This is a genomic window from Brevibacillus brevis (genome assembly GCF_031583145.1).
In the GTDB taxonomy this organism is placed as follows: Bacteria; Bacillota; Bacilli; order Brevibacillales; family Brevibacillaceae; genus Brevibacillus; species Brevibacillus brevis_E.
The window spans coordinates 1,570,671-1,591,611 of record NZ_CP134050.1; the positions used below are offsets into that span (position 1 = coordinate 1,570,671).

Here is a 20,941-nt window from a genome sequence, read left to right on the forward strand (position 1 = left end):
CATGTCAGAACAGGCTCGCTCTGCGAGGAGACAGACAAGTAAAAAGATTGTTAAGTAGCCTTTACAAAAAAATTACTTGTCTGATTCAAGCCCGATTTGGCAGACTGAGAAGGAAGAGAAAGAAAAAGACAAAAAGAACGTGGTACGATTTTGATTCCAGCAGGACGGTAACTCTAGGGGGAAACGAAAACATGATCAAAGTATTGGTAGTGGATGACGAGCCTTCCATCGTAAAGCTGCTGCAGTTCAATCTGGAAAAGTCCGGCTTTCAGGTAGTTACGGCCTTTGACGGCAAACAGGCGCTGGATATGGTCAAAAGCGAGCAGCCTGATTTCATCATTCTTGATTTGATGCTGCCGAAAATGGACGGGATGGACGTATGCAAGACGCTTCGCCAGGATCGGGTGAACACGCCGATTCTCATGCTGACGGCAAAAGACGACGAGCTCGACAAGATTTTGGGACTGGAGCTGGGGGCTGACGACTATTTGACGAAGCCGTTCAGTCCGCGTGAAGTGGTGGCGCGGGTCAAGGCGATTTTGCGCCGGATGCAGGCCTCCGGCGAAGTGTCGGTGGCACAGGAAGACGTCGTCCTGCAATTCGGGGATATTCGGATTTATCCGGAAAAATATGAAGTGTTCCGCAGAGAGGCAAAAGTGGAGCTGACCCCGAAGGAGTTCGAGCTCCTGCACTATTTGGCCAGCCACCACGGGCGCGTGCTTACACGCGACCAATTGCTGAATGCGGTATGGAACTACGATTTTATCGGCGACTCCCGCATCGTGGATGTGCATGTCAGCCATCTGCGAGAAAAACTGGAAGACGATACCAAAAATCCGCGCTACATCAAGACGGTACGCGGCTTGGGCTACAAATTGGAAGGATAACGGGAGGCACGGCCTTTGACTCGCTTTCGAATCAAACTCACCTTGACGATACTCGGACTGATTTCGTTGGTACTGCTGCTGATGGGCACGTACTTTGCCAAGGTACTGGAAAACTCCTATCTCCAGTCGCTGCAGGAGCTGCTGTCCAGGGAATCCCGTCTGATTGCGCAGGCCATCCATTTTCCGGATGTGTTTACGGACAAAGCGACACTGGAAAAGCGAGTGCTGCAGGTAGCTCCGACCGATGAAGTGAGACTGACCGTCATAGACAAGGACGGGGTGGTGCTGTATGACAATACATCCCACCGTGCGGAGCTGGAAAACCATCACGACCGTCCGGAATTTTTGGCAGCGCTCAGCGGGGAGACCGGGATCTCCCGCCGCTTCAGCGAGACGCTCGGCCACGATATGATGTACGTGGCGGTTCCGATTGTGCACGGCACCGAGATCGTCGGCGCGGTCCGCTCCGCCATGTCCATGAAAGACATCACGGATACGGTCCGGGGCATGTGGTACAGTCTCCTGACCGGGCTCCTGGTGACGCTGGTGATCGGCTCCATCGTCGTCTCCCGCATTTCTTTTTCCATCATCCGTCCGATCGAGGAAATTACCCGCGTCGCCCGCAACATTACGCAGCGCCAATACGAAAGCCGCGTGCGCATCAAGGCCAAGGATGAAATCGGCCAACTGGCGGGGGCGATCAACTTCATGGCCTCGAGTCTGGAACAGCAGATGTACGAGATTTCGGAGAACCAGCAGCGCCTGTCCGGCGTATTGACGAACATGACCAGCGGCGTGATTTTCATTTCCGAGCAGCGGAGGATCATGCTGGTCAATCCGGCGGTGGAAAAGCTGCTGGGGACGCCCGGTCACGAAATCGTAGGCAAGCTGCATATCGAGGCGGGAAAGAGCTTCGGACTGAGCCAGTATATCGACCGCTGTCTGGACAAAGGCGAAAAATTTCGCGAAGAAGTGCACATTTACTATCCGGAGGAGCGCATTCTGGACGTGAACTTCGCTCCATATATCAATTTCAAGGGAGAAGCGCGCGGGGTGGTCGTCGTCCTTCACGACATCACGGAGATTCGCCGTCTGGAAAAAATGCGAAGCGACTTCGTGGCCAACGTATCCCATGAGCTGCGCACACCGATCACGTCAATCAAGGGCTTTACGGAGACGCTGCTGGAGGGCGCCATGCAGGATGAAGAGACGTGCCGCAATTTCCTGCAGATCATATCCGACGAGAGCGAACGGCTCTACCGGATGATTCGTGACATCCTCGACTTGTCCAAGATCGAGCAGAAACGCATTCCCCTGCATATGAGCCAAGTGAACGTGCAAGAGCTGATCGCGTCGGCAGCCGCAGTCATCCATGACCAGGCGCAGCGCAAGGAGCTCAGCATGGCCTTGCCAACCGGAGAGCCTGACATTTGGCTGATGACCGACAAGGACTGCTTGCAGCAGATCATGCTCAATCTGCTCTCCAATGCGGTCGCCTACACGCCGGAGGGCGGCGAGATAACGATTAACGCCAAGCGGGAGGGGAGAAACCTCAAGCTTCAGGTCATCGACACAGGGATCGGCATTCCCGAAAAAGACATCCCGCGCATCTTTGAGCGGTTTTATCGGGTAGACAAGGCGCGCAGCCGGGACTCCGGCGGGACGGGCCTGGGCCTCGCGATCGTCAAGCACCTCGTGGAAAACCTGCACGGGCAGATCAGCGTGGAAAGCAAGGAAGGGAAAGGCACGACGTTCACCGTGACTCTCCCTATGCTTTAAAACATTTACACAAAGATCATATTGCCTTTACCCCTGCTATACAATCCCCTTGTACCATGTTGTCGTGATACAGACAATGAAGGGGGACGAGAAAATGTCGCGACACGCTTTTGAAGAGCAGCAGGACGTCCTGCACCGCAAGCTGCTGACTATGGGTACGCTGGTGGAAGAGGCGATTCACAAATCGATCAAGAGTCTGGTCGAGCGGGACGTACAGCTGGCCGAGCAAGTCATCGGCAACGACCACGTGATCAATGAGCTGGAGCATGACATACAGAGCGAATGCTTCCGCCTGATCGCATTGCAGCAGCCTGTCGGGAGCGACCTGCGCCGGCTGGGGACCATGCTCAAGCTGGTGACTGACCTGGAGCGGATGGGGGATCATGCGGTGTCGATCTCGAAGACCACACGCAGGCTGATGACAGAACCATACGTCAAGCCATTGATCGATATTCCGCTGATGGCCGACCACGTCAAGGCGATGGTGCGGGATTGCCTGAATGCGTACATTGCGCAAAGCAAGGAATCGGCAGAGGAAATCGCTGCGCGCGATGACATTGTCGACAAACTGTTTTCGACGATCTTCCGCGATCTGATCGCCGTGATGACGAAAAACAGCCAGTCCATCAACCAATGCACGCACCTGCTGCTGGTGGCACAATATTTGGAGCGGATCGCCGATCATGTGACGAATATTTGCGAGTGGATCATTTACATGTCGACAGGGAAGCTGACGGATTTGAACAAATAAGAACGACTGGAAGGTTAAAGCCGTTGGCCGCGTATGCGGGCAACGGCTTTTTTCTGTGGAGGCCAAACCGATCTTGGGCCGGACAGATGCCCATTTGCAGTCTGCTGCATACAATGCAGGGAATCACGGAAGCAGCAGGAAGCACGGGAGGGAATCGCTATGACCAGAATGGAAAGACATATTTTTGCCGCCGGAAACACCGCGCGCGGCTACAAGACGTTTTTTGACTCGATTTTGCAAGGAATGGAGCGGGTGTATTTTTTGACGGGTGTCGTCGAAGGCATCACATCCCCGCTCATTGAGTCGATCGGAACGGAGATGGGCAGGAAAACCGATCAGGTGGAATGGATCCATTCCCCTTATGACAATAGGCAATTTGATGGAGTCGTCTTTCCGGAATGGAAAGTGGCAGTCATAGACGGGAGCTATCCGAGAATCTGGCGGCCGTTTGCGCCGGGTGCGACAGAGATCCACGTGAACTTGCAGACGTCCTTGAATGTCGATGGCCTCGCTCCGTATACGCGGCAAATCGCGGACTGGTTCGAAGCGATCGACGTGAAAAGCAAGGAGGCCTACGACGCGTTTGGAGAGGCGCTGCGCATCCACGACGAATGGGAAGCGCCCTACATCGAAAATCTGGATCGCAGCGCCGCTGACAGCGTGACAGAGGAGCTCATCGGATTGCTCTTCGCGGGAGACCCATTGCCGAAGAAGGCGAATGTACGGCATATGTATCTGGGAGCGGCCACCCCGGCCGGACCGGTCGATTACATCATGAAGCTGACCGACCATCTGGAGAAGCGGTACTTTATCAAGGGGAGACCCGGATCCGGGAAATCGACCATGCTCAAAAAACTGGCGGCGGAAGCGGAAAAGCTCGGCTTTGACGTGGAAGTGTACCATTGCGGACTCGACCCCCACAGTCTGGACATGGTGATCCTGCCGGAAAAAAGCGTGGCTCTGTTTGACAGTACGGCGCCGCACGAATACTTCCCGAGCAAATCGTCCGATGAGGTCGTCGACATGTACGAGCGCGCCATCGCTGCCGGAACCGACGAAAAGTACGAGGAGCAGCTCGCTGACATCAAAGCGAGATACGCTAGAAAGATGAAGGAAGGGACGGCCTGCCTCGCTGCGGCGAAGGAGCTGCGAGATCAGTTGAACGCTGTATACGTGGAAGCGACTGACCAGCAGCGGCTGAAAGCCGTCGCTCAGGCCATTATGGGACGCTTGGCACGCATGGGCTGATTTCCAAATGATCGCATGAAACCCGTCCGGTTGCTCATACTACAAAAAGGAGGTGAGCGGCCGGATGGGTTATGCTTGGACATTGGCTTTGCTATTGCTGGCCAATCCGTTGGATCCATTTCCGTTCCTGCAGGTCGAAATGGATGGGAAGACGGTAGCGATGCTGGATCGGGCCGATTACACCGCCCCGTGGGAGGGTGTTCCTCTCGTCGACGAGAACCGCCTGCGAGATACGATGCAGCGCTTGGCCGAGAAAGTATACGTAGAACCGATCAACGCGACGATAAGCGACAGCGGGGCTGTCGTTCCCGATAAAAAAGGAAGGAAGCTGAACGAGGCAGACTTTCTTACACAATTCTATTCGTACTATTATGAAGGCAGCTCGGGAACCCTGAAAGCTACCTATCAGGACATTTATCCAAAGGTAGACCTGGCGCTGATGACGCAAGTCCGCAAAAAGATGATCGGCCAGTACACGACCTACTTCAATCCGCGCAACAAAAATCGCTCTCATAATATCGATCTGGCTTCCCGGGCGATCAACAATACGGTGGTGCTGCCGGGCGAAATTTTCTCGTTTAACAAGGTGGTAGGCAAACGGACGAGGGCGAAAGGCTACCTGCAGGCCCCGATCATCGTTCGCGGAGAGCTGTCGGAAGGCATTGGGGGAGGCATTTGCCAGGTGTCTTCGACGCTGTTCAACGCGGTGGACAACGCCGGTCTGCATATCGTCCAGCGCTATTCGCACAGCAGGGACGTCGCGTACGTCCGCCCCGGCCGCGATGCGACGGTGAGCTGGTACGGACCCGATTTCGTTTTTCAGAACAAGTATGCATACCCCATCCTGATCCGGGCGAAGGCATTCGGTGGAAATATGTACGTGTCTGTCCATTCGTTCCCGGAAATTGAATACGAGCCTCGGCATGTGCCCAGCGTTAGCCGCCGCACGCCCGAGGAGGCGCCGGCTATCCCGCCGATCGTGGATGAACTGACAGCACCCGAATGAGGTGCTGTTTTTATGTTTTTCATTACCTAGATAAAATTTAACGTAAAGAAATAGTTGCCATGGAATCAAAAAAGTCGTATAGTGTTTCGTGTGATAAAATTTCGCGTACGAAATATTGAGTAGGAAAGGAGTGTATCATGAACAAACCATTGCATATCCGGGACCTGCTGAAACGTTTAAACAAAACTTTCGGCGCCATGGCGACAAAGGAACTGTGTAAATACGGCCTTACCGTACCACAACTGGTTGTCATACGGCAAATCATGCTGGAGCCAAGAACGATTGGGCAGCTCAGCAAAGCCGTCGACCTGTCGTATAGCACGGTTTCGGGAATTATTGATCGCCTGGAGAGAGAGCAATTGGTGGAACGGGTTCGGGATGAGAACGACCGTCGGGTGGTGTGGATCCGCAAGACAGACAAGATTGCCGAACTGTTTGAAAAAGTGGACCTATTGTCGGGCGAGTTTTACAAGGAAATGTTCAACACCATTTCGGACGAAGAGCTCGACAATATTATCAATTCATTGGAAGTGTTGGTTACTAAATTAGAAGAAATAGAAAGCTGAGGAGAAACCATGAAGCGTAAACTGGTATTGTACTTCATCTTGTTCCTGCTCGTGGTGGGCGGCGGAAGCATCGGTTACTACTATTGGTATCAAGGTGCTCACTATGTGACCACGGAAGATGCCCGCATCACCGGCGACATTTATCGGGTCATGCCGAAAATGACGGGAAAACTGACCGGCCTTACAGTAAAAGAGGGAGACACGGTCATGGCTGATCAGATCGTGGGTCAGCAGGACACCACGAATGTTGCGACCAACCTGTTGGAAAACAGCGTGCTGCGCTCCCCGATTACAGGGACGGTCATCAAGACCCAAGCCAAAGAGGGCGAGGTTGTCTCTACGGGGACTTCCGTTGCGCTCGTGATTGACGAAAACAAACTGTACATCTCCGCCAACTTGGAAGAGACCGAGATCGGACGTGTGAAATTGGGCCAAAAGGTAGACTTTACGGTCGACGCCTTCCCTGGAAAAACGTTGAGTGGTCACGTCATGGAGATCGGGAAAGCGACAAACTCGACCTTCTCCTTGCTGCCATCGACCAACACGACCGGGAACTTCACGAAAGTCACCCAACGAATCCCAATCAAGGTTGCCATTGATGATACGGCAGGCCTGCATTTGGCTGCCGGTTTGAACGTCGAGATCAAAGTGCACGTGAAGGAGATGTAATTTCTATGAATAAGAAGCATTGGACTACAATCGGCGCGGTGCTGACTGCCGTCTCGCTGATTACCGCGGGATGCAGCGAGTCCACGTCCGGTACGACGAACGACAATGTGCCGGTCGTGAAAACGTGGAAGGTGGCATCTACCCAAGCAGGTGTGATTGCCAGCGGTAAGATCGCCGCAGCCGAAGAAATCCAGGTCGTATCCAAGGTTTCCGGCAAAGCGGCAACGGTAAACGTGAACGAAGGCTCTGTCGTGAAAAAGGGCGATGTTCTCGTAACGCTGGAAGCAGCGGATTACCAACAGCAAATCGCACAGGCGCAAGCAGCTATTGCGGGTGCCCAAGCGAAGCTCAGAGACACCAAAGCAGGTGCACGCACCGAACAGCTGCAGCAGCTCGCAAGCACCGTAGAGCAAGCGAAAGCCAGCCTGGATGTGGCACAGAGCAACTACACCCGGATGAAAGCTCTCTTCGATTCCGGAGCTCTTTCCCAAGCGGAACTGGAGAAAACCAGCCTCGATCTGGAAAAGGCTCGCACGGGTCTGCAGCAGGCGCAAGCCGCGTACGATCTGGCGAAAGCAGGTCCTACCTCTGATACCGTAGCGGCTCTGCAAGCGGAAGTAAGCCGTCTGAACTCCAGCCTGGAGCTGGCGAAAAGCAGCTACGACAACACCATCGTTCGTGCCCCGATCTCCGGTATCGTTGCCAAACGCAACCTGGATCCGGGTGAAATGGCGGCAGCCGGTACCCCTCTGCTCGTCCTGGTGAACATGAATGATGTAAAAGTGGAAGCAAGTGTACCGCAGGAGCAAATCAACAGCGTCAAAGTGGGATCTACCGTTGATGTGAAAGTAAGCAGCCTGGGCGGCAAAGTGCTGCAAGGGAAAGTCGAGTTCGTGTCTCCGATCTCGGATACCAACAGCAGCTCCTTCCCGATCAAAGTGCGCATCCCGAACCCGGATGGCAGCCTCCGCGCCGGTATGGTAGCGGAAGTGATGCTGCAAGGCCAAGCGGAAGCAGGAACAAAAGTACCGACGACAGCCGTGCTGGATAAAGACGGCAAGCATTATATCTACACCGTCTCGGGCGACGTGGTCCATCAAGTGGAAGTAAGCGTAAGCAGTGCGAGCGGAGACTGGACTACCGTGACGTCTGGCGTAAACGACAACGATCAAGTAGTGCTGAACCCGACCGACAAACTGTCTGAGGGCACTAAGGTGATTGCAAACTAACGGAGGTGAGGACATGGCGGAAGCGGTGGCACAGCGGGAGGAAAACAGCGGAAGCGGCGGAATGTGGTTTGCCCTTCTCGCTATCCTCTCCGGAACCTTCGTAGCGATCTTGAACAACAGTCTGATTAACGTCGCATTGCCGACCATGGTGAATATTTTTGGCTCGACAACGGATACCATGCAGTGGGTCCTGACCGGATACATGCTGGCGAACGCCGTCATGATTCCCATGAGCAGCTCCTTGTCGACGAAATACGGTTCGAAAAAAGTCTTCGTCTTTTCCTTGTCGGCGTTTACCGCCTCATCCGTCCTTTGTGCGCTGGCGTGGAGCGATACGTCGCTGATCGCGTTCCGCGTCATTCAAGGCGTGAGTGGCGGGATGATCATGCCGATCGGGATGTCGATGATCTACCGGATCGTACCGCGTGAAAAGATCGGGATGGCCTTGGGGGTATTCGGTATCGCCTCTATGACGGCACCGGCCCTCGGCCCGACTTTGGGCGGTTATCTCATTCAGTATTTCAACTGGCATTTTCTGTTTTTGCTCGGGGTGCCTTTCGGTATTTTCGCCGTCGTGATGAGTTCGGTTCTGCTCAAGGAAACGCCGACGAAACCCGATCTGAAATTCGACTATCCGGGCGCATTGTTTGCCATTGTCGGATTCGGTTCTCTTTTGCTCGCTTTCAGTAAAGGGCAGTCGGAAGGATGGACGTCCTTCTTCATCGTCAGCCTGTTCTTTGTAGCCCTGATCAGCCTGGCCCTGTTCGTCTGGGTGGAGCTGGGCAAGGATCAGCCGCTGCTTGACCTGAGCCTGCTCAAGATTCCGGTATTCTCGATCAGTATTTTGACGTCCGGCTTCGTCATGATGGGGATGATGGGCGGGGTCTTCCTGATGCCGATCTTCCTGCAAAACGTGCAGGGGCTCACCGCGATGGAGTCCGGGATGCTGCTCATGCCGCAGTCGATTGCAATGGCCCTCATGATGCCGATCTCAGGGAAGCTGATGGACAAATACGGCATCGGTCCAATCGGGCTCGTCGGCTTGACGCTCATGAGCGTGACGACCTTCGAGCTGCACAACCTCGCATCGGACAGCATGCATTCGTGGATGAACTCGATCTTGATCATTCGCGGTCTGGGCATCGGCTTGTGTATGATGACCTTGTCAACGGTCGGGATGAACGCAGTACCGCGGGAGAAAGTAGGGGATGCGTCTCCGCTCTCCAACGTGCTGCGGCAGGTGATGAGCTCCTTTGCGATCGCGATTTTGACCGTGATCATGCAGTCTCGCCAGACGTTCCACATGGCTGTCTTTACGGACAACATGAACACGGACGTGGCAACTCAGCTGCTTGCCGGCTTGTCGGGGCTGTACACGCAGGTAGGGGTGGATGCCGCTAGTGCGACTGGCGGAGCAAGCACGCTCCTGTATGGAATTCTGGCAAAGGAAGCGCTGGTAGAAGGGGTGGGAGACACATTCCTCGTCTCGGCGATTCCGATCGTCCTGTCCATTCCTCTGCTGTACTTCCTGCACAAAAAACCAAAGAAGAGCCCGGAAGCGCCGAAAGAGCAAAAGTCGGCCGCCTAAGCAAAGGCGACGGGAGAGCAAACAGCCTGCCAGAGGAAACTCGGCAGGCTGTTTTTTGTCGATAGAGCGCCCTCTGCCCGAACAAGAATCCAAGCAGAGGGCGAGTGTGCTCGTTACTGGGAAAGCTCCACGACGACTTTGCCGATGGTTCGGCCGGTCTCCACCAGGGCGTGAGCTTTTCGCAAAGTCGCTGCGTCGAGCGGTGCAAGCTTTTCCTTGATCGTAGTCCGGATCACTCCTTGATCTACCAACCGTGACAACTCGTTCAGCAGATGATGCTGCTGAATCATATCCGCCGTCTGGAACATGGGACGCGTAAACATGAATTCCCATACGAATGTAGCGCTTTTGTTTTTGAGCAGCGTCAAGTTCAAAGGCTCCTCCGTCTCGACGATCGAGCAGATTTTGCCTTGGGGCGCAATGGCATCCGCCATCCTCTGCCAGTGCTTCTCCGTGCTGTTCAAGCAAAAAATTGCATCGACATAGGGCAAGCCCAGCGACTCCAGCTGCGGGACGAAATCATCGTGATGGTCGATGATATGATCGGCCCCCAAGCTTCTCGCCCATTCGGCCGATTCCGGACGGGAAGCCGTACCGATCACCGTCAGACCTGCATGTTTGGCTAACTGAACGGCGATAGAACCCACGCCTCCGGCTGCGCCGATAATCAGGATCGATTTGCCTTCGTTATCCTCCCGCTGCTGCGAGATGCCCATCCGGTCGAAGAGCGCTTCCCATGCGGTAATGGACGTGAGCGGCAGCGCCGCGGCTTGCGCAAAGTCCAGCGACGCCGGTTTCTTTCCGGCGATGCGCTCGTCGACGAGGTGAAACTCGCTGTTTCCACCGGGGCGGGTAATGCTGCCGGCGTAATAAACTTCGTCTCCAGGCTTGAACAGGGTACATTCCGGACCTGTTTGCTCAACGACGCCTGCAACGTCCCAGCCCAGCACCCTTGGCGAGTCCTCCGTTCTCTCTTTCGGGGCCCTCACCTTTACGTCCACCGGGTTGACGGATATCGCCTTCACCCTTACAAGCAGATCCCTCCCGCTCGGCGTTGGCTTCTCCAGATCGATATCCATCAGGCTTTCCGGGTGATCGATAGGCAAATAGCGATACAATCCGACCGCTTTCATCATTTGTGTGGCCATGCTTGCTCCTCCTCCATTCGCTGAATCGTTTGGTTACGGTTGTTAATGTAACACGACTGTTTTAAAATGATAAGTACACACATTAATGTTATGTAGTATCATTTTGTATACCTTGAAGGAGTGAAGGAAACATGCGCGATCGAAAAAGCGGGTACGGCCATTGTCCAAACGATGAAGGCTGTCCGGTCGAATATACGTTGGACGTCATTGGCGGAAAGTGGGAGGGCGTGCTGCTATACCATTTGATCGAAGGTCCCAAACGGTTCAATGAATTTCGGAAGATTTGCCCGACAATCACCCAGAGGATGCTGACGCTGCAGCTCAGGGAGCTGGAGGAGGATGGCGTGGTTCACCGCGAAGTGTATCATCAGGTGCCGCCAAAGGTCGAATATTCGCTGACGGAATTCGGAAGGACACTGGTACCGATCATTCTCAAGATGAAAGAATGGGGAGATACGTACAAAAACAGAACGTCGCCAAAGCAAGGTGCAGCGTTGACGAACGAGCAGTTGACCTAAGGATGGCAGCAGAATCATGCGCTGAAAAAACAAACAGCGGCGTCTGGGGACGAGAACGGAAATCCCCAGACAGCCGCTGTTCTGCGATGCATCCACGTTTTACTCTTCCTTTGCCGTTTCTGCGTATTTTTTGAAATTGTCCAAAATCGCCTGCCATCCGGCTTGTTGCATCTCAACGGTGTGGGTCCCTTCTGCATCGAACGACTCAATGATTTTCGTGTCGTCGCCTTGGCGAATAAATGCGATCTTCACTTTTCTGCCGTCACCAAGCGTGTATGCAATGCTCTCGTTCAGGTTTACCTCGTCGTAAACTCCGCCGAAATCAAATCCAAAGCTGCCGTCTTTGGCTTCCATTCTGGAAACGAATGTACCGCCGACCCGCAGATCGTTCTCGGCATATGGCGTGTGCCAGTCATCGGACGCGTTGTTCCATTGGGTAATATGCTTTGGCTCCGTCCAAAATTTCCAGACGCTTTCGACGGGACAATGAACGATTGCTTCTACTGTGATCGTAATTGGACTTCCTGTTTCCATCGTATAACCTCCTTAATTGGGACAAATTACATATACACCTATTCTAGCATGAAAATGGCAGCCGGATTTCTTTTCGATTGCTCTTGTACAAAAAAAAAGGGCTGCAGGGCAGCTCCTTCTTGCTTTCGCAGTAGCTCATGACGATACCATTTTGTAAATCCAATAGACGATGCGGCCGACGATGTAGCCGAGCACGATCGTCCAGCCGATTTTGGACCAGACGCTGAGGCCGGCTATCCATTCACGCAAGCTTTTCCGGGGCTGCGGTTGCTTTTGGCTCAACAGGTGTCACTCCTTTTGCGGATGCTTGATTGTAGCGGATAAACAGATAGATGCCGGCGATGATGATCAGGCCGCCGATCCATTGAGACAGGGTCACGGTTTCGCCCAGAATGAAATACGCCAGAATCGCCGTTCCGATCGGTTCCCCCAGGATCCCCATGGAGATCGTCGTCGTATTGAGCCATTTGATCACCCAATTGAAGATGGAGTGGCCGAGCAGCGTCGGGAAGAGAGCCAGGCAGAAAAACCAGCCCCAGTCCGCTGCCGGATACCCTGCGAGGGGATAGCCCAGCACCAGATCGTACGCGACGAGGATGGCGCTAGTGGCGGAATAGACGACCAGTGTGTACGAAAAGGAGGACAAGTGCTGCCGGACGTACTGTCCGACCAGCCAATAGCCCGTGACGGTGCCGGCACCGAGCAGTGCGAGAAAATCGCCCCACAGAGCCATGCCGCCGACGCGGAAGTCCCCCCAGCCGATTACGAAGCTGCCTACGATCGCCAAAAGTCCACCAGTCAAGGCGAGAGGACGGACGCGTTCTCCAAAAAAGAAGTATCCGCCGATAAAGGCAAACAGCGGCTGCAACGTGACAAGGACCGTAGAACTGGCGACAGACGTGTAATTCAGCGACTCAAACCAAAGAAGAAAGTGGCTGGCCAAAAACGCGCCGGACAAGAGGCAGAGCTGCCACACCTTTTTGCCCATCCTGCCGATTTCTCCCAAGGCTCCGCGGTTCCAGAGCAAAAACGGCAGCGTCAGAACCACCGAGAACACGAGCCGGTAGGTCGCGATGATCGGGGAGGGCGCATGAGACAGCTTGACGAAGATCGCCGAGGTAGATACGGCGACGACCCCGAGCAAAAGTGCCAAATACGGGGGGATCAGCGGTTTATCCAAAGACTTTTCCATGAGTGCACCTTCTTGTGAATAGGGGAAATAACAGATGGTTTCTATTGTACCGTCCGCCACAAAAATTCACAATGTTATGCTTACCCAGTTGCCTGAAAGGTTTACCCTCAATCAGGAAATCCTACAACCATGAAAAAAATCATCCTTTTATTCGCAGCTATGCTGGCCCTTTCGGTTTGTTTTCCAAGTCGCAGCGAAGCGATCCCGCTTACGCCCATCAACATCCTGATTGATGTCGGACATGGAGGTGTCGATTCAGGAACGTCGTTTGGCAAGTTGTACGAAAAGGACATCAACCTGCAAATTGCCAAGGTGCTGTACAAGGAGTTGACGGACGCGGGGTACCGAGTGGCACTGAACCGGGAGGAAGACATCGCCTTAAGTGACGACAACCGCTGGCTCAATACGCGCTCGCGGCACATCCGGGATTTGGCCCAGCGGCGAAATCTGGCCAAGGAGCTCCGTCCCCAGATGATGCTCAGCCTGCATGTCAATTGGTCGTCTGACAAGCGTCGGCGTGGCCCCGTCGTGTTGTATCAGCGCAACGATCAAAGCTTCATGCTTGCGCAGCTGGTCCAGGATTCGCTGGATCGGCTGTCAGGCACGCACGACAAGCCCGTGAAGGGAGGGACGTATTACGTGCTGCGGCACAGCTACTGTCCCACTGTCATTATCGAAATGGGATTCATCAGCAACGCGAGGGACCGGGAAATGCTGACCAGCCCTCAAGGGCAAGAAAAAATCGCTCAGGCCATCAAAGCCGGCGTGAGCGAGTATGTCCTCCTGACAGGCAACTTGAAAATGGAGGGGAAGGTCGAAGAAAAGACGGAAGAAAGTTTTTGGAAGATCCTAATGGACCGGCTGATGAATTAAATGAGAGATCGTCACAAATTGGGCCTCCTTTTGCAGCCTCGGGATGTACTGGCGCAAAACGGAGGCTGTCTTCTTGCCGGGAGGCCCGACATGGCCGATGGCGACACACTCCGGATGCTGGCCGAGTCGCTTGCATATTTTTTCCATCTGCTTGGTGATGTGCGGGACGGAATAGACGTCATCGAGGAAGATCTGGTTTTCGGCATACGGCACGCCCATCTCTTTTGCGAGCTTGATCGCTACGCTTTTGTCCGTGGTTTTGCTGTCCAGATAGATGAGCCCGCGTTCTTTGACGACTCCCATGACGATCCGCATGATGTGCTCGTCGGCTGTAATTTTCGAGCCCATATGGTTGTTCATCCCGATCGCGTGCGGAACGTCGTCGATTGCCTTTTCCACCCGTTTCTTGATCTCTTCGTCCGACAAGTCGCTGGTGATCGCTCCGGGGCCCAGCCACGATTTTTTCCCCCGGTTCGGCTCCATGGGCATGTGGACGAAGACGTCGTGCCCCTTTTGGTGCGCGAGCTCGGCATCGCGTTTGGTGCTGGGCATGAACGGCATGACGGCCACGGTCAGCGGCACCGGCAGCGCCAGGATGTCCTCCGTGCCAGTCATGTTGTTCCCGAAATCGTCGATCACAAAGGCTACCTTTTTTGTCTGCTCGGTCGCCGGATCCGGCGGGAGCGGAGAAGGGGCGGTGGTGGCAAGAGCGAGCGGACAGGTACCCCAAATAAGAAGAACGGCAGCGACGAGAGACACGTATTTCTTATGCTTCGGTTTCATTGCGTTCATGAGGATCGCCTCCCTATTCCTTTTTTCTTCATCTCCCCTAGCGTTTGTCACTTTCCTCCAAGGTATCCATAGACTTGGCTTCGGAGACTCCGCTATGTTACGATTAAAAATAGTAGTTTTGTGACGAGAGGGGTCGGATTGCTTGAGCCATTTTGTGTTGATTGACGGAAACAGCATCGCCAACCGTGCTTTTTACGCGTTGCCGCTGCTGTCCACTTCAGCGGGATTGCATACGAACGCCGTGCTGGGTTTCACCACGATGCTGCTGAAGGTGTTGGAGGAAATGGAGCCGACGCATATCATGGTAGCGTTTGACGCGGGCAAAGTGGTGTTTCGCCATACGGAATATGCGGAATATAAAGGAGGACGGGCCAAGACGCCGCCGGAGCTGTCCGAACAGTTTCCGCTCATTCGCGAGCTGCTGGACGCCTTTTCCATCAAGCGTTTCGAGCTGGAAGGGTACGAGGCGGACGACATTATCGGGACGTTGACCAAGAGGGCGGATGAACAAAACTGGAAGACGACGGTCATTACGGGCGACAAGGACATGCTCCAGCTCGTTTCCGACCACGTATCGGTCGCGCTGACACGCAAGGGCGTCAGCGAAATCGAGCTGTACACCCCACAGGAAATCCAGGAAAAGTACGGTCTTGCGCCCCTGCAAATCATCGATCTGAAGGGCCTCATGGGGGATTCTTCCGACAATATTCCGGGGGTCCCGGGAGTCGGAGAAAAGACAGCCCTGAAGCTGCTGCATGAATACGGCTCGGTAGAAGCCGTGCTGGAAAACGTCGACCGCGTATCCGGCAAAAAACTCCAGGAAAACCTTCGCGAGAACGTGGACAAGGCCAAGATGAGCAAAGAGCTGGCCACGATTCTGCGAGAAGCGCCAGTCGAGCTGGATGTGGAGGCGACCGGCTATTCCGGGTATGATGGCGCCGTCCTGGCCGAGTTCTTTAAAAAGATGGAATTCAAATCCCTCCTGCCCAAGATCAAGGTGGATGCGCCCGCGAAAGGCGAAGAGAAGGCAGCGCCGTTCCAGTTTGAGGTCGTCACGGCGGAAACCGCGGACCGATTCGCGGACAAGCTGACCTCCCCGATGGCGATTTACGTCGAGATGGACGGGGACAACTACCATCACGCTCCGATCCTCGGCTTCGGACTTTCGGCAGACGACACGGTGCTGTACGTTCCGTGGGATGTGGCGAAGGACTGGCAGGCGTTTTGCAAGTGGCTGGCTGACGACACACAGAAAAAGTGGACGTTTGACGGAAAACGCGATACAGTCGGGCTCGCGTGGCACGGGCTGGAGATCCTTGGCATCGACTTCGACGTCTACCTCGCTTCCTATTTGCTGAACGCGACGGAGAGCAACCCCACCCTCGATTCGATCGCTTCCCAGTATGCCAAGGTGCGCGTCCTGGCCGACGAAGAGGTGTACGGCAAGGGGGCCAAACGGATGCTGCCGGAGTCGGACGTACTGAGCGAGCACGTGGCGCATAAGGCTGCCGCCATTTGGCAGAGCGTTCCGGTGCTTCGGGAGCAGCTCGCGGAAAACCAGATGAACGAGCTCTTGGACGATCTGGAAGCGCCGCTCAGCATGGTGCTGGCCCAGATGGAAAAGCAAGGAGTCAAGGTAAACCGCGACCGCCTGGCGCAAATGGGAGTCGAGCTGGATGCCAAGCTGGAAGAGCTGACAGGGCAGATCTACGAGCTCGCCGGACGGACCTTCAATATCAACTCGCCGAAGCAATTGGGCGAGATTCTGTTCGACGTGCTGGACCTGCCCGTTTTGAAAAAGACCAAGACCGGGCCGTCAACCAGCGCGGATGTGTTGGAAAAACTGGCGCCTTACCACCCGATCATCGATGCGATCCTGACCTTCCGTCAGCTCGGCAAGCTGCGCTCTACCTACATCGAAGGGTTGACCAAGGAAATCCACAGCCAGTCGAGCAAGGTGCACACGCTGTACAATCAGGCCACGACCGCGACCGGACGCCTGTCCAGCACGGATCCAAACCTGCAGAACATCCCGATCCGGATGGAAGAGGGCCGCAAAATTCGTGAGGCTTTCATCCCTTCCGAGGAAGGCTGGTACATGCTCGCGGCGGACTATTCGCAGATCGAGCTGCGCATTCTGGCGCACATTTCCGGGGATGAAAACCTGATCGACGCTTTCCGCAGAGGGATGGACATCCATACCCGCACCGCAATGGATGTATTCGGCGTCGGTGAAGGGGAAGTCACCTCCCTGATGCGCCGCCAGGCCAAGGCTGTCAACTTCGGGATCGTATACGGCATCAGCGACTACGGGCTTTCGCAAAACCTGGGGATCACGCGTAAGGAAGCGGGAGACTTTATCGAGCGTTACTTCTCCGTGTTTTCAGGCGTCAAGCATTGGATGGAAGAGATTGTCAAGCAGGCAAAGCAGGACGGCTATGTCACTACCCTGTTGAACCGTCGCCGCTACTTGCCTGACATCCGCAGCAGCAACTTCAACCTGCGCTCGTTTGCAGAACGCACGGCGATGAATACGCCGATCCAGGGTACGGCTGCCGATGTCATCAAGCTGGCGATGATCCGCATGCAGGAAAGCCTGAGGGAAAAAGGGCTGAAGAGCCGCATGCTGCTGCAGGTGCACGACGAATTGGTCTTCGAGGTGCCGCAGGATGAGCTGGAAGCCATGCAGCAGCTGGTGCCCGAGGTCATGGAGAGCGCGCTTGAGCTGAACGTTCCGCTCAAGGTCGACGTGAATTATGGACAGAGCTGGTATGACGCCAAGTAGGCAAGCCTGACAATAGAGATGAGACAGCGAGAGGAGGAGGCATATGCCGGAGTTGCCAGAGGTGGAGACCGTCGTTCGCACGCTGCGCGGGCTGGTGGTCGGAAAGACGATTGAGCGGGTCAGCGTCACGCTGCCACGCATTGTCCGGTTTCCGGATGACACAGAAGCATTCAAGGCAGGGCTAACTGGGCAAACGATTCATGAGATCAAGCGCCGGGCGAAGTTCATTCAATTCGTTTTGGATCGGGATGTGCTCGTCTCGCATCTGCGGATGGAAGGGCGGTACGGACTTTACGCGGCGCAGGACCCTGTGGAAAAGCATACGCATGTCATTTTCCACTTCACGGACGGGACGGAGCTGCGTTACCGGGACGTGCGCCAGTTCGGGACGATGGACCTCTTCCCGCTGGGGATGGAGACCCAGGCCGGCCCGCTCGCGAAGCTAGGCGTCGAGCCGCTGGAAGAAGCCTTCACGGCAGACGTTTTGCGCCAGCTGCTGAAAGACCGTGCGACAAAAATCAAGCCGCTCCTGCTGAACCAGGAATGTATCGTGGGACTAGGGAATATTTATGTGGACGAGTCGCTCTTTAAGGCGGGGATTCACCCCGAGAAGCCGGCGGGCAAACTGACCAAAAAGCAGGTGGCTCGCCTGCATGAGAGCATCGTCGCCACGTTGTCGGAGGCCGTGGAACAGGGCGGCAGCTCGATCAAATCGTACGTCAACGGACAAGGCGAGATGGGCATGTTCCAGCAATCGCTCCTGGTCTACGGACGAAAGGATGAGCCTTGTGTAAACTGCGGGACGCCCATCGTCCGACTGGTCGTGGGAGGCAGGGGCACGCATATCTGTCCCGCATGTCAGAAGAAGGGATGACAGTGGGTACGGGGAGGAGGATGTGCATGATATTGGGATTGACGGGCGGTATTGCGACAGGAAAAAGCACAGTCACGGGTATGCTGCGCGAGCGGGGCATTCCTGTCATCGATGCCGATCAGATCGCCAGGGAGGTCGTCGAGCCGGGCAAGCCTGCTTATGAGGCCATTGTGCGCCACTTTGGTCGAGACATTTTACTGGAGGACGGAGAGATCAACCGAAAAAAGCTGGGGGAGATCGTGTTTTCGGACGAAGCCGAACGGCAAAAGCTGAATGCGATCGTCCATCCGGAGGTGCGGCGCGTGATGCGGGAGGAAGCGGAAGCAGCGGAGGCCAACGGGGCTGACATTGTATTTATGGACATTCCACTCTTGTTCGAGAGCAAGCTTCAGTACATGGTGGAAAAAATCGTGCTCGTATACGCTCCGGCGGACATGCAGCTCGCGCGGATGATGGAGAGGGATGAGCTGGAGGAAGAACAGGCGCATAAGCGGCTGAAGGCACAGTTTCCGATCGACCAAAAGAAAAAAGACGCCGATTTTCTGATCGATAATTCCACGACGCGGGAAGAAACCGAGCGCCAGGTGGAGAAACTGCTGGCTGAGCTTCGTGCGGAGCTGAAATCATGAAGCTCGGTCGCCGGGCAGCGCTGATTCTGCTCATCTTGGCGAGCGTCTTTTTGCTGCTCAACACTTCTCTGGTATGGAAGTGGATGTATCCGATCAAATACCAGAAGGAGATCCTATCAGCCTCGCAGACCTATCAGGTAGATCCGTACCTCATCCTGGCCGTGATCCGATCCGAGAGCGGATTTGAGACCGATCGTGTCTCGAAAAAAGGAGCGGTCGGCCTGATGCAAATCATGCCGGACACCGCAGCGTGGATCGTCAAGCAGGCAGGCTTTCAGCCCACGAGCGACCAGTACTTGTACGATCCTGTCATGAATATCCGGATCGGGACGTGGTACCTCAACTTTTTGATGGATCGCTATAAAGGAGATCTGGTCAAAGTCATCGCCGCCTACAACGCCGGGCCCGGCAAAGTCAGCGGGTGGCTGGAAGGCGAGCAGTGGAGCGGCCGGCTGGAGCATATCGAGGACATCCCCTTTGGAGAGACGCGCCAGTACGTGCAGCGCGTCCTTTACTATCACGACCGCTATAAAAACATATACAGTACCGACTTGCGATAAGAGCCGCTTCCCCGAAAATAGGGAGCGGCTTTTCGTATGAATGGGCACATGAAAGGAAAGCACATTGAAAAAATAGGAGGGGAAAATCGTCCAAATATTTATTTTTTAGTAAAACACATTGATAATTGTGTCATACTTATTATAATAAAAGTAACAGATAAGCGTAACTTAATTGCGAAAGGGGTTTCTATATGACAATCAAAATTGGTATCAATGGTTTCGGCCGTATTGGGCGCATGGTATTCCGCCGCGCTATCCAGGACCCCAACATCGAAATCGTGGCGATCAACGCCAGCTATCCTCCAGAGACACTCGCTCACTTGTTGAAATATGACACTATTCATGGACGTATGCAAAATAAAGTGGAAGTACAAGGGAACAAGATCCTCGTCGATGGCAAGCCGACTGTCGTCCTCTCCGACCGCGATCCGCTCAAGCTGCCTTGGGGCGAACTGGGCGTAGAAATCGTCGTGGAAGCGACAGGCAAGTTCAAGGACCGCGAAGGCGCAGGAAAACATCTGCAAAGCGGTGCGAAGAAAGTAGTCATTACCGCGCCAGCAAAAGAAGAAGACGCTACCATCGTCATGGGCGTAAACGAGTCGATCTACGACCATGCGAATCACCATATCGTATCCAATGCTTCCTGCACGACCAACTGTCTGGCTCCGGTGGCAAAAGTGCTGCATGACGCCTTTGGCATCGAGCAAGGCTTGATGACGACGATTCACGCGATGACAAACGATCAGGTGAACATCGACAACCCGCATAAGGATCTGCGCCGCGCTCGCGCTGCCGGAGAGTCCATCATCCCGACGACTACCGGCGCTGCCCGTGCAGTAGGCAAGGTACTGCCGGAGCTGAATGGCAAGTTGAACGGCTTCTCCCTGCGGGTACCGACTCCAAACGTATCCGTCGTCGACCTGGTCGTCAACACCAAAAAGCCGGTGACGGTGGAAGAAGTCAACCGCGTCCTGCGTGAAGCGAGCGAAGGCAGCATGAAAGGCTACCTGGAATTCTGCGACGAGCCGCTCGTATCCAGCGACTTCAACGGCAACGACAACTCCTCCATCGTAGACGGACTGTCCACCATGGTCATGGGCACGAATCAGGTGAAAGTCATCGCCTGGTACGACAACGAGTGGGGCTACTCCTGCCGCGTCGTGGATCTGGTGCGCCACGTATCCGAAATGTACAACCAGGCGAAGACCAAAGAAGCGGCGGCTGCCGGCGTCAACTAAGCCGTGCCGGGCGCCCTTCCCGGACTTTCCTGCGAAAAAAAGAACGAACCCCTTTGCCTCCCAACGGAGCAAAGG

The 20,941-nt window shown here is 54.8% G+C and carries 21 protein-coding genes; 16 read left to right on the plus strand and 5 right to left on the minus strand.

The window, feature by feature from the left end; genetic code table 11:
• Window positions 1–191 precede the first annotated feature (191 nt).
• The 9 genes from RGB73_RS07950 (at window position 192) to RGB73_RS07990 (ending at window position 9,723) form a co-directional block, all read left to right on the plus strand.
• Window positions 192–887, plus strand: a complete 696-nt coding sequence (locus RGB73_RS07950; protein ID WP_310770714.1) for a response regulator — start codon at window positions 192–194, stop codon at window positions 885–887.
• A gap of 15 nt (window positions 888–902) precedes the next feature.
• Window positions 903–2,666 (plus strand): two-component system histidine kinase PnpS, encoded by a 1,764-nt coding sequence (pnpS, locus tag RGB73_RS07955; RefSeq protein WP_310770716.1) that lies wholly within the window; start codon window positions 903–905, stop codon window positions 2,664–2,666.
• Between the two features lie 94 nt (window positions 2,667–2,760).
• On the plus strand, window positions 2,761–3,417 hold the full coding sequence (phoU, locus tag RGB73_RS07960; RefSeq protein ID WP_310770718.1) for a phosphate signaling complex protein PhoU: 657 nt from the start codon (window positions 2,761–2,763) through the stop codon (window positions 3,415–3,417).
• Window positions 3,418–3,576: 159 nt separating this feature from the next.
• The gene (locus RGB73_RS07965; protein WP_310770720.1) at window positions 3,577–4,665 is read left to right on the plus strand and encodes a PRK06851 family protein; all 1,089 of its coding nucleotides are present in this window, start codon (window positions 3,577–3,579) and stop codon (window positions 4,663–4,665) included.
• Between the two features lie 64 nt (window positions 4,666–4,729).
• Complete coding sequence (locus RGB73_RS07970) at window positions 4,730–5,671, plus strand: VanW family protein (protein WP_310770722.1); 942 nt, start codon at window positions 4,730–4,732, stop codon at window positions 5,669–5,671.
• 137 nt (window positions 5,672–5,808) lie between these two features.
• Window positions 5,809–6,237, plus strand: a complete 429-nt coding sequence (locus tag RGB73_RS07975) for a MarR family winged helix-turn-helix transcriptional regulator (protein ID WP_310770725.1) — start codon at window positions 5,809–5,811, stop codon at window positions 6,235–6,237.
• 9 nt (window positions 6,238–6,246) lie between these two features.
• Window positions 6,247–6,906 carry an HlyD family secretion protein gene (locus RGB73_RS07980; protein ID WP_310770727.1) on the plus strand — a complete coding sequence of 220 codons (660 nt, stop codon included), beginning with the start codon at window positions 6,247–6,249 and terminating at the stop codon, window positions 6,904–6,906.
• A 5-nt stretch (window positions 6,907–6,911) separates the two neighbouring features.
• Window positions 6,912–8,135, plus strand: coding sequence for an efflux RND transporter periplasmic adaptor subunit (locus RGB73_RS07985; protein WP_310770729.1), 1,224 nt, complete (start codon window positions 6,912–6,914; stop codon window positions 8,133–8,135).
• Window positions 8,136–8,148: 13 nt separating this feature from the next.
• Window positions 8,149–9,723, plus strand: a complete 1,575-nt coding sequence (locus RGB73_RS07990; RefSeq protein ID WP_310770731.1) for a DHA2 family efflux MFS transporter permease subunit — start codon at window positions 8,149–8,151, stop codon at window positions 9,721–9,723.
• Window positions 9,724–9,836: 113 nt separating this feature from the next.
• Here RGB73_RS07990 and RGB73_RS07995 read toward each other — a convergent pair whose 3' ends face one another.
• Complete coding sequence (locus tag RGB73_RS07995) at window positions 9,837–10,871, minus strand: zinc-binding alcohol dehydrogenase family protein (RefSeq protein WP_310770733.1); 1,035 nt, start codon at window positions 10,869–10,871, stop codon at window positions 9,837–9,839.
• Between the two features lie 131 nt (window positions 10,872–11,002).
• Between RGB73_RS07995 and RGB73_RS08000 the strand changes: the two genes are divergently transcribed.
• On the plus strand, window positions 11,003–11,389 hold the full coding sequence (locus RGB73_RS08000; protein ID WP_310770735.1) for a winged helix-turn-helix transcriptional regulator: 387 nt from the start codon (window positions 11,003–11,005) through the stop codon (window positions 11,387–11,389).
• 99 nt (window positions 11,390–11,488) lie between these two features.
• On the opposite strand, the gene RGB73_RS08005 is transcribed toward RGB73_RS08000, so the two are convergent.
• The 3 genes from RGB73_RS08005 to RGB73_RS08015 all read right to left on the minus strand — a co-directional run bounded on the left by RGB73_RS08005 (window position 11,489) and on the right by RGB73_RS08015 (window position 13,115).
• Entirely contained in the window at window positions 11,489–11,923 is a 435-nt protein-coding gene (locus RGB73_RS08005) for an SRPBCC family protein (protein ID WP_310770737.1), read from the minus strand.
• Window positions 11,924–12,058: 135 nt separating this feature from the next.
• Window positions 12,059–12,205 carry a hypothetical protein gene (locus RGB73_RS08010; RefSeq protein WP_310770739.1) on the minus strand — a complete coding sequence of 49 codons (147 nt, stop codon included), beginning with the start codon at window positions 12,203–12,205 and terminating at the stop codon, window positions 12,059–12,061.
• Entirely contained in the window at window positions 12,165–13,115 is a 951-nt protein-coding gene (locus tag RGB73_RS08015) for a DMT family transporter (protein ID WP_310770741.1), read from the minus strand. The genes RGB73_RS08010 and RGB73_RS08015 overlap by 41 nt, the downstream gene beginning before the upstream one ends.
• A gap of 129 nt (window positions 13,116–13,244) precedes the next feature.
• Here RGB73_RS08015 and RGB73_RS08020 point away from each other — a divergent pair, with 129 nt between their 5' ends.
• Window positions 13,245–13,988, plus strand: a complete 744-nt coding sequence (locus RGB73_RS08020; RefSeq protein ID WP_310770743.1) for an N-acetylmuramoyl-L-alanine amidase family protein — start codon at window positions 13,245–13,247, stop codon at window positions 13,986–13,988.
• Here the strand turns inward: RGB73_RS08020 and RGB73_RS08025 are convergent.
• Window positions 13,965–14,780: a divergent polysaccharide deacetylase family protein gene (locus tag RGB73_RS08025; RefSeq protein WP_310770745.1), complete on the minus strand. Its 816-nt coding sequence runs from the start codon at window positions 14,778–14,780 to the stop codon at window positions 13,965–13,967. The two genes, RGB73_RS08020 and RGB73_RS08025, sit on opposite strands and share 24 nt — an antisense overlap.
• Before the next feature lie 142 nt (window positions 14,781–14,922).
• Between RGB73_RS08025 and polA the strand changes: the two genes are divergently transcribed.
• The 5 genes from polA to RGB73_RS08050 all read left to right on the plus strand — a co-directional run bounded on the left by polA (window position 14,923) and on the right by RGB73_RS08050 (window position 20,866).
• Complete coding sequence (gene polA / locus RGB73_RS08030; RefSeq protein WP_310770747.1) at window positions 14,923–17,565, plus strand: DNA polymerase I; 2,643 nt, start codon at window positions 14,923–14,925, stop codon at window positions 17,563–17,565.
• A 43-nt stretch (window positions 17,566–17,608) separates the two neighbouring features.
• Window positions 17,609–18,439 carry a DNA-formamidopyrimidine glycosylase gene (mutM, locus tag RGB73_RS08035; RefSeq protein ID WP_310770749.1) on the plus strand — a complete coding sequence of 277 codons (831 nt, stop codon included), beginning with the start codon at window positions 17,609–17,611 and terminating at the stop codon, window positions 18,437–18,439.
• Window positions 18,440–18,459: 20 nt separating this feature from the next.
• Window positions 18,460–19,068 (plus strand): dephospho-CoA kinase, encoded by a 609-nt coding sequence (coaE, locus tag RGB73_RS08040; protein WP_310770751.1) that lies wholly within the window; start codon window positions 18,460–18,462, stop codon window positions 19,066–19,068.
• Window positions 19,065–19,628, plus strand: coding sequence for a lytic transglycosylase domain-containing protein (locus RGB73_RS08045; RefSeq protein WP_310770753.1), 564 nt, complete (start codon window positions 19,065–19,067; stop codon window positions 19,626–19,628). The genes coaE and RGB73_RS08045 overlap by 4 nt, the downstream gene beginning before the upstream one ends.
• Before the next feature lie 191 nt (window positions 19,629–19,819).
• Entirely contained in the window at window positions 19,820–20,866 is a 1,047-nt protein-coding gene (locus tag RGB73_RS08050) for a glyceraldehyde-3-phosphate dehydrogenase (protein WP_310770755.1), read from the plus strand.
• Window positions 20,867–20,941 lie beyond the last annotated feature (75 nt).

Excerpts from the sequence above, each read along its gene's own strand:
- RGB73_RS07965 (WP_310770720.1), top strand. The coding sequence starts at position 3,577 with ATGACCAGAATGGAAAGACATATTTTTGCCGCCGGAAACACCGCGCGC.
- RGB73_RS08005 (WP_310770737.1), bottom strand. The coding sequence starts at position 11,923 with ATGGAAACAGGAAGTCCAATTACGATCACAGTAGAAGCAATCGTTCAT.
- coaE (WP_310770751.1), top strand. The coding sequence starts at position 18,460 with ATGTGCATGATATTGGGATTGACGGGCGGTATTGCGACAGGAAAAAGC.
- RGB73_RS07980 (WP_310770727.1), top strand. The coding sequence starts at position 6,247 with ATGAAGCGTAAACTGGTATTGTACTTCATCTTGTTCCTGCTCGTGGTG.
- RGB73_RS08000 (WP_310770735.1), top strand. The coding sequence starts at position 11,003 with ATGCGCGATCGAAAAAGCGGGTACGGCCATTGTCCAAACGATGAAGGC.
- RGB73_RS07985 (WP_310770729.1), top strand. The coding sequence starts at position 6,912 with ATGAATAAGAAGCATTGGACTACAATCGGCGCGGTGCTGACTGCCGTC.
- RGB73_RS07990 (WP_310770731.1), top strand. The coding sequence starts at position 8,149 with ATGGCGGAAGCGGTGGCACAGCGGGAGGAAAACAGCGGAAGCGGCGGA.
- RGB73_RS08050 (WP_310770755.1), top strand. The coding sequence starts at position 19,820 with ATGACAATCAAAATTGGTATCAATGGTTTCGGCCGTATTGGGCGCATG.
- RGB73_RS07975 (WP_310770725.1), top strand. The coding sequence starts at position 5,809 with ATGAACAAACCATTGCATATCCGGGACCTGCTGAAACGTTTAAACAAA.
- RGB73_RS07970 (WP_310770722.1), top strand. The coding sequence starts at position 4,730 with ATGGGTTATGCTTGGACATTGGCTTTGCTATTGCTGGCCAATCCGTTG.
- RGB73_RS08025 (WP_310770745.1), bottom strand. The coding sequence starts at position 14,780 with ATGAACGCAATGAAACCGAAGCATAAGAAATACGTGTCTCTCGTCGCT.
- RGB73_RS07995 (WP_310770733.1), bottom strand. The coding sequence starts at position 10,871 with ATGGCCACACAAATGATGAAAGCGGTCGGATTGTATCGCTATTTGCCT.
- RGB73_RS08045 (WP_310770753.1), top strand. The coding sequence starts at position 19,065 with ATGAAGCTCGGTCGCCGGGCAGCGCTGATTCTGCTCATCTTGGCGAGC.
- RGB73_RS08015 (WP_310770741.1), bottom strand. The coding sequence starts at position 13,115 with ATGGAAAAGTCTTTGGATAAACCGCTGATCCCCCCGTATTTGGCACTT.
- phoU (WP_310770718.1), top strand. The coding sequence starts at position 2,761 with ATGTCGCGACACGCTTTTGAAGAGCAGCAGGACGTCCTGCACCGCAAG.
- RGB73_RS07950 (WP_310770714.1), top strand. The coding sequence starts at position 192 with ATGATCAAAGTATTGGTAGTGGATGACGAGCCTTCCATCGTAAAGCTG.
- mutM (WP_310770749.1), top strand. The coding sequence starts at position 17,609 with ATGCCGGAGTTGCCAGAGGTGGAGACCGTCGTTCGCACGCTGCGCGGG.
- RGB73_RS08020 (WP_310770743.1), top strand. The coding sequence starts at position 13,245 with ATGAAAAAAATCATCCTTTTATTCGCAGCTATGCTGGCCCTTTCGGTT.